This is a genomic window from Bradyrhizobium sp. S3.7.6, from assembly GCF_054061875.1.
The window spans coordinates 3,312,088-3,325,911 of sequence record NZ_JBSSEQ010000001.1; the positions used below are offsets into that span (position 1 = coordinate 3,312,088).

At 64.6% G+C, this 13,824-nt stretch carries 12 protein-coding genes; 8 read left to right on the plus strand and 4 right to left on the minus strand.

Annotated features, from left to right (window positions below; genetic code table 11):
* The first annotated feature begins 8 nt into the window (after positions 1-8).
* Positions 9-467, plus strand: a complete 459-nt coding sequence (locus ACVJ5M_RS15670) for a RidA family protein (RefSeq protein WP_354100406.1) — start codon at positions 9-11, stop codon at positions 465-467.
* A gap of 18 nt (positions 468-485) precedes the next feature.
* Here the strand turns inward: ACVJ5M_RS15670 and ACVJ5M_RS15675 are convergent, their stop codons facing one another.
* The 3 genes from ACVJ5M_RS15675 to ACVJ5M_RS15685 form a co-directional block, all read right to left on the minus strand.
* The gene (locus ACVJ5M_RS15675) at positions 486-1,214 is read right to left on the minus strand and encodes a CBS domain-containing protein (RefSeq protein ID WP_063982090.1); all 729 of its coding nucleotides are present in this window, start codon (positions 1,212-1,214) and stop codon (positions 486-488) included.
* A 91-nt stretch (positions 1,215-1,305) separates the two neighbouring features.
* Positions 1,306-2,280 (minus strand): CHAD domain-containing protein, encoded by a 975-nt coding sequence (locus ACVJ5M_RS15680; protein WP_063982091.1) that lies wholly within the window; start codon positions 2,278-2,280, stop codon positions 1,306-1,308.
* 25 nt (positions 2,281-2,305) lie between these two features.
* Entirely contained in the window at positions 2,306-3,829 is a 1,524-nt protein-coding gene (locus tag ACVJ5M_RS15685) for a bifunctional aminoglycoside phosphotransferase/ATP-binding protein (protein WP_354096826.1), read from the minus strand.
* A gap of 192 nt (positions 3,830-4,021) precedes the next feature.
* On the opposite strand from ACVJ5M_RS15685, the gene ACVJ5M_RS15690 reads away from it, so the two are divergent.
* The 7 genes from ACVJ5M_RS15690 to ACVJ5M_RS15720 all read left to right on the plus strand — a co-directional run bounded on the left by ACVJ5M_RS15690 (position 4,022) and on the right by ACVJ5M_RS15720 (position 12,977).
* Positions 4,022-4,861, plus strand: coding sequence for a universal stress protein (locus tag ACVJ5M_RS15690; protein ID WP_354096843.1), 840 nt, complete (start codon positions 4,022-4,024; stop codon positions 4,859-4,861).
* A 68-nt stretch (positions 4,862-4,929) separates the two neighbouring features.
* The gene (locus ACVJ5M_RS15695; RefSeq protein ID WP_354096827.1) at positions 4,930-7,623 is read left to right on the plus strand and encodes a bifunctional acetate--CoA ligase family protein/GNAT family N-acetyltransferase; all 2,694 of its coding nucleotides are present in this window, start codon (positions 4,930-4,932) and stop codon (positions 7,621-7,623) included.
* A 280-nt stretch (positions 7,624-7,903) separates the two neighbouring features.
* Positions 7,904-9,040, plus strand: coding sequence for an ABC transporter permease (locus ACVJ5M_RS15700; protein ID WP_354100407.1), 1,137 nt, complete (start codon positions 7,904-7,906; stop codon positions 9,038-9,040).
* A 2-nt stretch (positions 9,041-9,042) separates the two neighbouring features.
* On the plus strand, positions 9,043-9,810 hold the full coding sequence (locus tag ACVJ5M_RS15705) for an ABC transporter ATP-binding protein (protein ID WP_354096829.1): 768 nt from the start codon (positions 9,043-9,045) through the stop codon (positions 9,808-9,810).
* A gap of 3 nt (positions 9,811-9,813) precedes the next feature.
* The gene (locus ACVJ5M_RS15710; protein ID WP_135215099.1) at positions 9,814-10,917 is read left to right on the plus strand and encodes an ABC-type transport auxiliary lipoprotein family protein; all 1,104 of its coding nucleotides are present in this window, start codon (positions 9,814-9,816) and stop codon (positions 10,915-10,917) included.
* A 127-nt stretch (positions 10,918-11,044) separates the two neighbouring features.
* Positions 11,045-11,758: a helix-turn-helix domain-containing protein gene (locus ACVJ5M_RS15715; protein WP_354096830.1), complete on the plus strand. Its 714-nt coding sequence runs from the start codon at positions 11,045-11,047 to the stop codon at positions 11,756-11,758.
* A 490-nt stretch (positions 11,759-12,248) separates the two neighbouring features.
* Positions 12,249-12,977 carry a Crp/Fnr family transcriptional regulator gene (locus tag ACVJ5M_RS15720; RefSeq protein WP_028149678.1) on the plus strand — a complete coding sequence of 243 codons (729 nt, stop codon included), beginning with the start codon at positions 12,249-12,251 and terminating at the stop codon, positions 12,975-12,977.
* A 4-nt stretch (positions 12,978-12,981) separates the two neighbouring features.
* Here the strand turns inward: ACVJ5M_RS15720 and ACVJ5M_RS15725 are convergent, their stop codons facing one another.
* On the minus strand, positions 12,982-13,764 hold the full coding sequence (locus tag ACVJ5M_RS15725; protein WP_354100408.1) for a cyclase family protein: 783 nt from the start codon (positions 13,762-13,764) through the stop codon (positions 12,982-12,984).
* Positions 13,765-13,824 lie beyond the last annotated feature (60 nt).

The window sequence follows — 13,824 nt, forward strand, 5'->3', positions numbered from 1 at the left end:
AATTGTCCGTGACGACGCCGAAAGGCCCGCATCTCGCGGTGCTGGCGACAGCAGCCGAGGACGAAACCGGCTCCAGGGCGCAGGTGCTCCAACCGTCCGGCTGGCCGCTACCGAAAGGCTATGCCAACGGCATGGCCGCCGAGGGACGCATCGTCGTCACCGGCGGCGTGATCGGCTGGGACACCGAGGAGCGTCTCGCGGACGGCTTTGTTGCGCAGGTGCGCCAAGCCCTGAGCAACATCGCCGAGATATTGGCGGAGGCGGGTGCGCGGCCCGAGCACCTCGTGCGCCTGACCTGGTACGTCGTCGACATGGACGAATACTTGGCGAACCTGAGGGAGCTCGGCAAGAGCTACCGTGCCACCTTCGGCGCGCACTATCCTGCGATGGCGCTGGTGCAGGTCGTCCGCCTCGTCGAGAAGGCGGCGCGCGTCGAGATCGAAGCCACCGCTGTCATTCCCCGCTAAGTCGCCTTCGGTTCGCGCCTAACTGGCCCTGGCGAGATCGTCGTCCTCGGGCGAATTCAGATAGACGCCCGATACGGTGTCGACCCAGCACAGATGGTCGTGCACCTTCTTGACGCCCTCGACGTTCTCCGCCGCGACGACGGCGGCCTGACGCGCGCGTTCCTCGGTGATGACGCCGCTCAGATGAACGATGCCGTCCCGGACGATGACATTCAGTCCGAACGGGCACCAGTCGTTTTTCTCCATGGTGTCGATGATACGGCCTCGAATGTGATCGTCGTCGGCCGTCGGATCCGGTACCTCGCGGGCGAGCCCCGCCACCGCCTGCAATAGATTCGCGCGCGAGACGATGCCGACGACCTTGTCGGCGCGCACCACCGGCAGCCGTTTTACGTTGTTCCGTTCCATGAGATCAACGATCTCCGCGAGTGCCGTATCCTCGGTGATGGTCACGACCGAGGCGGTCATCACCTCCGACACCTTGCGGCCATGTTCGTGGACGAAATCGCTGGCGGAGTTGCCGGGGCCGAGGATGAACCGCAGCCAGCGGCCTCGCTTGCGCCCGGTGCCGATTTCGCTGCGGCGGACGAAATCCCCCTCGGAGACCACGCCGACCAGCTTGCCGGCATCGTCGACCACGGCGAGGCCGCTGACGTGCCGCTTCAGCATGATGTTTGCCGCCTCGACGATGCTGGTGTGGGGGGCAACCGAGATGACCGATCGGGTCATGATCTGGTGGGCGCGCATGGGGAAGCTCCGCAAGTTCGCACGAATATCGATGTGTGGAGCTTAGTTCGCCGGCAGGAAGCTGATTTGACCCAAGTCAAGCTGGTCCGCCCTAATCCTCGGGCTCTGCATTCGGGGCGAGGTCGGACGAGCGGAACGGCTTGGCCTTGTCCAGTTTCCGGTAAGCGTTCGAGGCGGTCCGCAACAGCTTCTTTTGACGCTTCCGGTTGAGGAAGCGAATGCCCGCCTCTGGGACGGCCTCGTTCAGTGAAGCTGCCAGGGTTTGCCCTCGCGCATCGTCGTTCAATTGCCCGAGGGACTTCTGCGCCTTGCGCAATTGCTTGAGGATCGACTTCTGTTTGGTCAGCGATTCGTCCGCAAACAAATCCTCCAGCGATTCGATCGAATAGGTCAGCCGCTTGTTGAGGAGCCGCAGCTTGTGCCGTTTTCCGACGTCGAGCTTGCGGAGTTTCCGCGCCTTCCTGAGCAGCGTCGTTTCCCATTCCGTGAGCTGCGTCGTCGCGTGGTCGGCAAGCGGGCAGCGGCGCAATCGGATGGCTTCCTTGCTGCGCCGGGTCGACCAAGGACCGCTCTCGATCCAGGCCGAGGTCTGCTCGACAAGACGGCGATACCGCGCCGATTGCAGCGCGCGCGCCAGCAGGCGGTGGCTCTCGGCGCGCTTCTCGTCCCAATGCTGAAGCTCGGCGATCACGTCAAGCTCGCCCCCGCTCTCGGCGATAACTCGCTCGATCGCCACGTCGAGGTCGCGCACCACGCCGAGCTGGCTGTTCAGCCATTTCAATTCGGCCCAGACATTCGGCCGCAGGGCATCGTCGACCATGGGCGAGAAGAAGCGGATGGCGGTGCGCAGATGCGTCAGTGCGATCCGGATCTGATGCAGCGCCTCCGGATCGCCGTGGCAGGTGCCATCGTGCTGGGCGAGGACGGCATCGAGGTGACGGCGGGCGATGATCCGGAACGCGGTGTCGCAGGCCATGCCGGGGCTGAGGCGGCCGGGCAGAACATTGCGCCGCGCCGCAGGCTTGGCGCGAGCGGTCGCCATCGAACTCGTGGTGGGTCGCGCCATCCTAGCCCGCGCCAATCAGATTGCCTTATTTGCCCTCAGCGATTACGTCCCGGCAGTTCTGGAGCGTCTGCGCTTGTGTCCCGGATGCATCGATGGTCGCCCAACCGACATGGCCGATATTATAGTGCTCTTGCTGCGCGGCAACCTCTTGCGTGGCGTCGGACGCGTCGCCCCGGCGACCGCCGATTCGCGCCTTGCGGGTGGCGAGGTCGGCGACGAGGAATAGTCCATTGAGCGGTACGCCGCACTCGCGTGCCAGGGCGGCCATCTCGTCTCGCTCGGACTCACGCGCAAAGACGGCGTCGACGATTGCCGAATGGCCTTGCGCCAGAACCTGGCGGGCGCGCTGCATCAGCACCTCGTAGACCTGTGCCGTCACGTCAGGCCGGTACGTGGACGGCGGTAGCCGTTCGGTGTGTCCCACCTGAAACAGCTGCTTGCGAATGACGTCGCTGCGCAGCACGACGGCGCCCGGCTGTGGCGCCACGGCGGGCGCCAGCGCGCGCGCGAGCACGGATTTGCCGGTGCCCGACAGTCCGCCAACCGCGATCAGGCGGGGGGCGGGGGGATGAATCAAAGCCTGGGCGAGCTCGAAATAGCGGCGCGCCTCGCCGAGAGTGCCGGGGCCGTCGGCATCAGGCCGCCTCAGTCGCGCCAGCGCCACCTGCGCACGGATCGCCGCGCGAATGGACATGAACAGTGGCAGCGCCGCCAGGGCGTCGAGCGTTTCGCCGGGCGCCGTCATCAGATACTGGTTCAGGACGGCATTGGCCGCGACCGGCTGGTCATGGCGCAGCAGGTCCATCAGCGTGAAGGCAAGATCGTAGAGCACGTCCACGGTCGCCATCTGCGCGTCGAATTCGATCGCGTCGAACAGGACAGGCTGCCGGTCGATCAGCACGATATTGGCAAGATGCAAATCGCCGTGACAGCGGCGCACGAAGCCGTGGCGCGCGCGTTCTTCCAGTGTAGTGCGGACGCGCAGGAATGCCTGATGCGAGGCTTCGCAGAGTTGCTCGATCTGGGCTGCTTCGAAATGATCGCCATTGAGCAGCCCGGTGCTGTTGCCATCGATCAGCTCAGGAATGGAGGCAATCCATGCGGCGCCGTCCGCGACGGGCGCTCTCGCATGCGATGCTGCGATCGCATCCGCGATGGCCGGGGCGAGCTCTGCATCCAGCGGGCCGGTTTTGGCCACATGGTCCAGCGTCCGGTTTTCGTCGAAGCGGGACATGTCGACCGCATACTCGATCGGCCGGCCGCCACCGTCGATCTCGATCGATCCATCCGGCTCCTCCGTGATCGCCACGACGCGGTGATAGATTTGCGGCGCGAGTGGCTGGTTGATCCTGATCTCCTCTTCGCAGGCCGCCTTGCGCTTTTCGAGCGTCGAATAGTCGAGGAATGGAAATATGACAGCCCGCTTGATCTTCAGCGCGCGTGTCCCGTCCAGAAGCACCGAGGCTGCGTGCGTGTCGATCCGCTTCGCGCCGGGACGCGCGCTCAGCGCCTGGAAGACCCGTTCCTGGGTTGCAGAATCGTCCGTCATCTCTGCGAGCATATCCAGATGCATCGGCGGTGAGGCAGCAGGCTAACTCCTAGAGGCGGATCGGGGCCAGTCCTTGACATCGGTCAAAGCCTGTCGTCGGCTGGCTGCGCGGTGTTCCCGCCTTGAGGAGGATCAAGCTTCCCGGCGAAAGGTGGCTTATCCTGACCAGTAAGGAGAAACCCGATGCCCATGATGCCCATCAAGGATGTCTTTCTGCCGCTTGTCGGCCAGCCGCGCGGGCCGGCCCTCGCTGCGATCGCGACATGCGTGGCTGTCGCCGCCGACCTCGGCGCCAGGATCACCGCGCTCGCGCTCGAGGAAGATGTTTTCGCGCGGCCGACGGTCATCAGCCCTGGCGATCTGGATTCCGCGGAGGCGAGCGGTTCGCGTGAGGTAAGCGACGTGCAGCAACTCCTCAACGCCTTCACCAATGCAGCCTCCCGCGCCAACATTCGCGCCCAAAGCCGATCGGGTAAGGTGCCGGCGGACCAGATCGCGTCGATCCTGGCCGAGCATGCGCGCTTCAGCGATCTGACGCTGGTCCCCGTGAGGCCGCATGACAGCCGAACGGAGCGCATCATCGAAACGCTCCTGTTCGAATCCGGCCGGCCGCTGCTGCTTTGCCCGGAACAGTATGTGGACGAGCTGCGACCGGAGTTCGAGAACGTCATGATCGCCTGGGATCACTCCGCCCGTGCCGCGCGGGCCGTCGGCGACGCGCTGCCTATTCTTCAGGCTGCGGCATCCGTCCGGGTGGTCACGGTGGCGGACGACAAGGCCGATGCGGTCGTGCAATCCGGAACCGCGCTCGTCGACCATCTGAGGGAACACGGGGTCTACGCCTCGTTCGAAACGACGAAGGGCGGCGGCAGCTCGATCGGCAAGGTGCTCGGAAGCTGGGCGAATTCCCATGCCATGGATGCGATCGTGATGGGCGCCTACCATCATTCACGCCTGAACGAGATCGTCTGGGGTGGTGTGACAAAGACCGTCATTGGCCAGCCGCCGTGCTGGGTTATGATCTCGCACTAGGCGCATCGCCAGTTTATCGGCCGATCGTCAACCATCGGAACCGCCAACGACCGGGCGCATATGCTTCCATGTCAACCTATCGCTTGAAGAATCTGCTGTCGCCGCGTTCGGTTGCGCTCGTCGGCGCGAGCGCCCGCCCGGTCTCGGTTGGACGCGCCGTTCTCGAGAACATTCACAAGGCCGAGTTCAAGGGTCGGTTCGGCCTCGTCAATCCGCGCCACGCCGAGATCGGCGGCATCGCTGCGGTGGGCAGTCTGGACAGGTTGGACTTCGTGCCCGAGCTCGTGGTCATCACCGCGCCGGCGCGAGAGGTTCCCGGCATCATCGACCAGGCCGGACGTCGCGGCTCGGCCGGCGCGCTGATCGTCTCGGCGGGCCTCGGTCACGGACCGGGATCCCTGCACGAGGCCGCGATCACTGCGGCACGCAAATACGGGATGCGGCTGATTGGGCCGAACTGTCTCGGCATCATGATGCCCGGCGTCAGCCTCAATGCCAGCTTTGCCGCGCACATGCCGGGGGCGGGCAACCTCGCGCTGATCTCGCAGTCCGGCTCGATCGCGGCCGGAATGGTGGATTGGGCTGCGCAGCGCGGCGTCGGGTTCTCCGGCATTGTCACGATCGGCGATCAGATCGACGTCGATATTGCCGACCTGCTCGACCATTTCGCGATGGATCACAAGACTCGCGCGATTCTGCTCTATATCGAGGCCATCAAGGACGCGCGCAAGTTCATGTCGGCGGCGCGGGCCGCGGCGCGCGTGAAGCCGGTCGTCGTGGTGAAGTCCGGCCGCATGGCGCAGGGTGCCAAAGCGGCGGCAACCCATACGGGCGCGCTCGCCGGCGCCGACGCCGTCTATGATGCCGCGTTCCGCCGTGCGGGCGTCCTGCGAGTCTCCGATCTGCGCGAGCTGTTCGATTGCGCCGAGACGCTCGGTCGCGTCGAGCCGCCGGCGGGAAAGCGTCTCGCCATCCTCACCAATGGCGGCGGCATCGGTGTCCTGGCCGTGGATCGGTTGGTGGACCTTGGTGGAATCCCGGCGTCCATCTCGGCCGCGACGCGCAAGAGCCTCGATGCGGTGCTGCCGCCGACCTGGTCCGGTTCGAATCCCGTCGACATCGTCGGTGATGCCGATGCATCGCGCTACGCGGCGGCGCTGGAGGTGCTGCTCGCGGACCCTGATAATGATGCCGTCCTCGTCCTCAACGTGCAGACCGCGGTCGCCCCGGCGGCCGACATCGCCGCGACCGTGACCGAGCTCGTCGGCAAATATCGCGAGCAGCAGCGCCGATGGGCGAAGCCCGTGCTGGCGGCTTGGGTCGGAGCCGATCAGAACATCATTCAGGCGCTCTCCGGCGCGGGCATTCCGAATTATCCGACCGAAGATGATGCGGTGCGCGGCTTCATGCATCTCGTGAGGCATCGCGAGGTCGTAGAGGAGCTGAGCCAGGTTCCTCCCGCGATGCCCGACACGTTCGTGCCTGACGCCCGGGCTGCCAGGCAGATCGTCGCCGCTGCGATCGCGGACGGCCGCAAATGGCTCGATCCCGTCGAGATCAAGCACCTGCTCGGAGCCTATGATATCGCGATGGTACCGACCCGTGCCGCGACCGATGTCGAGCAGGCCGTCGCCTACGCCAGCGAGATGTTCGCGCAAGGCGTCACGGTCGTGCTGAAGATCATGTCGCGCGACATTGTCCACAAATCGGACGTCGGCGGCGTCGTCCTCAATCTGACCACGCCGGAGGCCGTGCGCGCGGCTGCCACCGACATTCTCGCGCGGGCGAGGAAGCTCCGTCCCGAAGCCCGCATCGAGGGCGTCATCGTGCAGGCGATGGTCGTCAAGGCGAAGGCGCGTGAGCTGATCCTGGGTCTTGCCGACGATCCCACCTTTGGCACCGTCGTCGTCTTCGGCCGGGGCGGGACGGCGGTCGAGATCATCAACGACAAGGCACTGGCGCTTCCGCCGCTTGATCTGCAGCTCGCCCGCGACCTGATCGGCCGCACGCGCGTATCACGGCTGCTGAAGGCCTATCGCGACGTACCCGCGGTCGAGCCGGACGCCGTCGCGCTGGTGTTGGTCAAGCTCGCCCAGATGGCCGCTGACATTCCCGAGATCCGTGAATTCGACATCAACCCACTGCTTGCGGACGAGACCGGCGTGACGGCGGTCGACGCCCGCGTCGCGGTGGGGCCGCCGCAGCGCAAATTCGCTGGCTCCGGCCCGGCCAACTTCGCCGTCCGGGCCTATCCGTCGCAATGGGAGCGCCGGCTGGCGCTCAAGGACGACTGGCGCATCTTCGTACGGCCCTTGCGTCCCGAGGACGAGCCGACCATCCACGAATTCCTGCGTCACGTCACGGCGCACGATCTCCGCCTGCGCTTCTTCGCGCCGATGAAGGAGTTCACCCACGAGTTCATCGCGCGCCTGACCCAGCTCGACTATGCGCGCGCAATGGCCTTCATCGCATTCGACGAAGCCACCAACGAGATGGTGGGTGTCGTTCGGCTCCATTCGGACTCGGTCTATGAGAGCGGCGAATATGCGATCCTGCTGCGGTCGGACCTCAAGGGCAGGGGGCTCGGATGGGCGCTGATGCAGTTGATCATCGACTATGCGAGGTCGGAGGGTCTGAAGACCATCTCGGGTGATGTCCTCAGGGAGAACACCACAATGCTTGAGATGTGCCGCCAGCTCGGTTTCGACGTGAAGCCGGATTCGACCGAGCCCGACCTCTGTGACGTCAGGCTCAAGCTCTGAGCGTTCCGATCACGAGTGCGCTTCGCGCGATGCGGCCGCTTCCGTGGCCGTTTTCCGCAGACTCTTGACGATGATCGCGATCAGCGGCACCAGCACCGGCACAATCGTGCTGAGCGGATGATGGACCGCGCCTGACACCTAGCCCGGAGGCGCGGGCGCGCTTGATTTGCGTCAAGGGAGGGCGCGCGCTCCTGGTCTTGAGACAGGTCAACCCGGCCGCCACACGCAGGCCTAAAAATGCCGGCTGAATGGGGACCGATTGTCCCGATGAGGTGGAAGCGTGAACTCCGAACCGCTGTTGCTGGCAACGCCCTCCGGCGATGTGCTGAAATTGCGCCCGGAAGGGCCGTGGACGGCAGCCAACGTGTCGGCGCTTGAAACGCTGTCCCGTTCGGTCGGGGCCGATGTCGATCGATCCAGCGCCGTGACGCTGGACATGTCCGGCGTCAGTGCGCTCGACACGCTCGGCGCCTGGGTGTTGGAGAAGCTGTCGCGACGGGCCGCATCGTCCGGCAGATCGGCAGAATTCGTCGGCGTTGCCGATCATTTCAGCGGCCTGATGGACGAGGTGCGTCAGGTCAACCGCCACCCCCCGGCGGTTGCGGCCGCGCCAAACCCGGTTCTGCTCAGGCTCGGCGATCTCGGCAAATCCACGGTTGGCGCGCGCGAAGACGTCACGATCTTTCTTCAAATGCTGGGTGCATTGTTCATCGCCGTAATCGGCGTGCTGCGCCGGCCACGCTCGCTGCGGCTGACATCGCTTGTCTATCAACTCTACCGGATCGGCTGGCAGGCCATTCCGATTGTCGTTCTCATTACCTTCCTGATCGGTGCCATCATCGCCCAGCAGGGGTTCTTTCATTTCCGCAGGTTCGGTGCGGAGTCCTACACTGTCGACATGGTCGGCATCCTGGTGCTGCGCGAGCTGGGTGTGCTGATCGTCGCCATCATGGTCGCCGGCCGGTCCGGGAGCGCGTACACCGCCGAGCTCGGCTCGATGAAGATGCGCGAGGAGATCGACGCGCTCTCGACCATGGGCCTCGATCCCGTCCATGTCCTGATACTGCCGCGAGTAGCAGCCCTCGTCATCGCGCTGCCGATCCTCGCGTTCATTGGGGCGGTTGCGGCGCTCTATGGCGGAGGACTGGTCGCGCAATTCTACGGCGGCATGGCACCGGCGATCTACATCGCGCGGCTGCATGAGGCCATCTCGGTCACCCATTTCGAGGTCGGCATCCTGAAGGCGCCCTTCATGGCGCTGGTGATCGGGATCGTCGCCTGCAGCGAAGGATTGCGCGTGAAGGGCAGCGCGGAATCGCTCGGGCGGCAGACAACCACGTCGGTGGTGAAGTCGATCTTCCTGGTGATCGTGCTCGACGGCCTGTTCGCGATCTTCTTTGCTTCGATCGGAATGTGACGATGGACGAATCGCAAGAGGTATTGGCGATCCGCGTTCGCGACCTCGTGGTCGGCTTCGGCCGCCAGACCGTGCTCGACCATCTGTCGCTCGACGTCCGCCGAGGCGAGATCCTCGGGCTCGTCGGCGCGTCCGGTGGCGGCAAGTCGGTCTTGATGCGCACCATCATCGGCCTCATCCCGCGTCAGGGCGGGAGCATCGAAGTGATGGGACGGCCGATCGGTGGCCGCACCGAAGGCGCGGCCACGACGTGGGGCATTTTGTTCCAGCAAGGTGCGCTGTTCTCCTCGCTGACGGTTCGTCAAAACGTGCAGTTTCCGCTCCGCGAAAATCTCGTGCTGTCGCAGGAGCTGATGGACGAGATTGCCATCGCCAAGCTCGAGATGGTCGGGTTGCGAGCGCAGGACGCCGACAAATATCCGTCCGAGCTCTCGGGCGGCATGACCAAACGCGTGGCGCTGGCCCGCGCACTCGCGCTCGATCCGCCGATCCTGTTCCTGGACGAGCCGACCTCCGGTCTCGACCCGATCGCCGCCGGCGATTTTGACGCGCTGATCGGGACGCTGCAGAAGACCCTCGGCCTCACCGTGTTCATGGTCACCCATGATCTTGCGAGCCTCACCACAGTCTGCGACCGCGTCGCCGCGCTCGCCGACGGCAAGATCGTGGCGATCGGCCCGATGCACGAATTGCTGCAATCCGAGCATCCCTGGGTGCGCGCCTATTTCCACGGCAAGCGCTCGCAGATGCTGCAACACCAGATGAGATGAGACATGGAAACCCGCGCTCCCTACGTGCTGATCGGCAGCTTCGTGCTGGCCGCGATCCTCGCGGTGTTCGGCTTCGTCTATTGGCTGAACAACACGGGCGGCATCGGGCCGCGCGCGAACTATCATGTGCAATTCCAAGGTCCGGTGCCAGGTCTGCTGGTCGGCGCCGGCGTCCTGTTCAACGGTATCCGGGTCGGCGAGGTGACGCAGATCGGCCTCGCGGCGGACAATCCGCGCTTCGTCAATGCGACGATCTCGGTTGCCTCGACGACACCCGTGCGTACCGACACCAAGGTCGGGCTCGATTTCCAGGGGCTGACCGGCGTGCCAGTGGTGACGCTGGAGGGCGGCATGACCGTCGCCAAGGCCGGCGAGCCCGTGACCCTCATCGCCGAGGCCGGTGCAGGCCAGAGCATGACGCAGGCTGCGCGCGATGCGCTGCGACGGGTCGATACCGTGCTGGAGGACAATTCCGGTCCGCTGAAGGACACCATCGCGAACCTCAAGACATTCTCCGACGGCCTCGCGCGCAATACCGGCAAAATCGACGGTATTCTGGCAGGCCTCGAAAAGATGACCGGCGGCGGGACGCCGGCCCAGAAGATCACCTATGACCTGCGCACGCCGCAGAATCTTGGGCTGGCCGGCAAGACGCTTTCGGCATCACTGGCGATTCCCGAGCCGACCGCGGTCGCGATGCTCCAGACCCAGCGGATGCTGTTTGCACCCAGCGGGGATAATGCGGGCTTTGCCGAATTCCTCTGGGCCGACAGCATTCCGAAGCTGGTGCAGGCGCGGCTGATAGACAGTTTTGAGAATTACGACATCGCCCACGCGCCGTTGCGCACAAGCGATCTCGGGCAGGCGGACTACCAGCTCCTGATCGACATCAGGCGCTTCCGGATCGCCACGGAAGGCGAGGCTCGGGTCGAGATCGGACTGTCGGCACGCATCGTCGACAAGAACGGCAAAGTGGTCGCGTCGCGCCTCGTCGAGACCAGCGAGAAGCTTGATAAGGTCGAGCCGGCCGCAGCGGTCGCAGCGTTCGACACAGCTTTCGCCCGCATTGCAAAGGAGCTGATCGGCTGGACGGTGCAGGCGGTCTAGCAACAACACAAGACGGCCATGCCCGCCAAAATTGATCTGGGTCAATCGGCTTTGGCGCAGTGCAGTAAAATGCAGCCCGCGCGGTGGGCTCGCCCTGATGCGGGGCAGCCGGTGCTTGGAGCGGTAGATGAAGACTTCCGTGGTGACGATCGAGCCGAACGGGCATTTCTGCAGCGATTGTGCGGTCCGCGACTTCGCGGTGTGTTCGTCGCTGGACCCGGCCGAGCTCAGGGAATTCGAGCATCTGGGACGCCGCGTCCTCTTTGAGGGGGGCGAGACCGTCTTCTCCGAGGAGGACACCACGACCTCGTTCTACAATCTCCTCGACGGCGTCATGCGGCTCTACAAGCTGTTGCCGGACGGTCGGCGGCAGATCGTGGGATTTGCGTTACCAGGCGATTTCCTGGGGATGAATATTTCCGGCCGTCACAATTTTTCGGCCGATGCGATCGGTGGCGTCACACTGTGCCAGTTCGCAAAGGCGCCCTTCGGCCGGTTCGTCGAGAGCCGGCCGCATCTGCTCAGGCGGATCAACGAGCTGGCGATTCGCGAGTTGAGCCAGGCGCGCGACCACATGGTCCTGCTCGGCCGCCGATCGGCGGACGAGAAAGTTGCGACGTTTCTGCTCGCCTGGCGCGAGCGGCTATTCTCGCTGAAGGGGGCGTCGGACACGGTTCAGCTGCCGATGAGTCGTCAGGACATCGCCGATTATCTCGGCCTGACCATCGAAACCGTCAGTCGCACTTTCACCAAGCTGGAGCGACATGGGGTGATCGAGATCGTTCAAGGCGGCATCAGCCTGCTCGATCCGGCGAAGGTCGAGGCCTTAGCTGCGGCCTGATCCGGCGCTCGCCAATTTTGATCCCAATCAATGACGGCGGTCGTTCGCCGCCAATAATGCCCAAATAACAGGGGAGGGCATCATGCCGACTGACGCACTGCTGGTGACGATCGCTGTCGTGGTCGTTTTTGTCACATTCGCCGGGGCTTTGGCATGGGCAGACCGGCAAACCAGCGCAGGTCGGCCCGATTCGGGCGCCCGGCACTGACAGTCCTGAGATCACAATCGCGTTTTACCATGCTTGCCGCGGAGGCTTCCACGGCCGGCTCGCGGCCGTTCGGCAGCGCCTCAACGCAATGGTGCGCGCGATAGCTGCAACTCTGCATCGACCGGGACACAATGGCTCATCCCCCGGATGCCGCCTCGGCGCCGGACCGTGGCATTTTCGCCGTATTTGGCTCAAACCCTGCACATGCTTTCTGGTTGAAAAGCCTGCTAACGTTGACTACGCAGGAACTCCAGTGCCTCGCAGTCTTAGGAGCCCAGCGGCGTGCCTCAGGACAAGACCGGCGACCCCCGACAAGCTGCGGGCAACAAATTATCGGTCCTGCGCAAGCACCCGATCTTCGCGGATCTAGAGCCGGATGCGCTCGATCAGCTCTGCCGCTACGCCAAGCACACCACGGTGAAGCGCGGTGCGACGATCGCCGCCAAGGGCGATCCCGGCAACAACCTGTTCGCGGTGATCACGGGAACAGTGAAGATTTCCTCTTCATCGCCAGATGGAAGGAACGCTATTCTCAATCTGATCGGTCCTGGAGAAATCTTTGGCGAGATCGCGGTTCTCGATGGCGCGCCGCGCTCGGCCGACGCGACTGCCAACACCAATTGCGAACTCTACATCATCGACCGCCGGGACTTCCTGCCATTCGTGAAGAGCCAGCCGGCGCTGGCGATGAAATTCATCGAGCTGCTTTGCGCGCGCCTGCGCTGGACCAGCCAGCAGGTCGAGCAGGTGATCCTGCAAAATCTGCCGGGCCGGCTTGCGAGCGCGCTGCTCGGTCTCACCGAAGAGCGCAAGTTCGACTCCGGCAGCGGCACGCTCGCCATCACGCAGCAGGAGATCAGCGAGATGGTGGGGATGACGCGCGAGAGCATCAACAAGCAATTGCGCGCCTGGGCCGGCCGCAACTGGGTCCGTCTCGAGCATGGCGCCATCGTCGTGCTGGATACCGATGCGTTGCGCGACCTCGCCGCGAGCGGCCTCGACGGCGAGTGAGGCCTCAGACCGGATTGTCGACGATGGCGACCGCTCGGGTCCACCCTGCGGACGCTCGCTCGATCTTTACCGGGAAGCATGAGATCGTGAATCCGGTCGACGGCAGCTTGTCGAGATTGTGCAGCTTCTCGAGATGGCAATAGCCGATGTGTCGTCCCGCCTTGTGACCTTCCCAGATCAGGCCGGCATCTTTTGTTTCGGCATATTTCTTCGCGGTGTAGACGAACGGCGCGTCCCAGCTCCAGCCGTCGGTGCCGGTCAGCCGCACGCCGCGTTCGAGCAGGTACATGGTGGCCTCATAGCCCATGCCGCAGCCGGAGTTGACATAATCGGCCTGGCCGAATTTGGCGCCGGCGCCGGTGTTGACGACCACGATCTCCAGCGGCGACAGCGTGTGCCCGATCCGTTTCAGCTCCTTCTCGACATCGTCGGCAGTCACCACGTGCCCATCGGGCAGGTGGCGGAAGTCGAGCTTCACGCCGGGCTGCAGGCACCATTCGAGCGGCACCTCGTCGATCGTCCATGACCGCTCGCCGCGATTCATGGTCGGATGGAAGTGCCAGGGCGCGTCGAGATGCGTGCCGTTGTGGGTGGACAGCGAGACCTGCTCGACCGCCCAGCCCTGGCCATCCGGCAAATCCTCCGCCTTGAGGCCGTCGAAGAACTGCAGCATGCGGGACAGGCCCTGCTGGTGATCAATATACTGGATCGTCGGGTGATTGCCCGGCGGATCGGCCGTTACGTCGTTTCTGAGCGGCACGGAAATATCGATCAGCTTCCGCGGCATGGGCATTTCCTCGCGATGTTCCGTTTCGGCGCATCTTGGGCGGGCTCTCCCTGTGGCGTC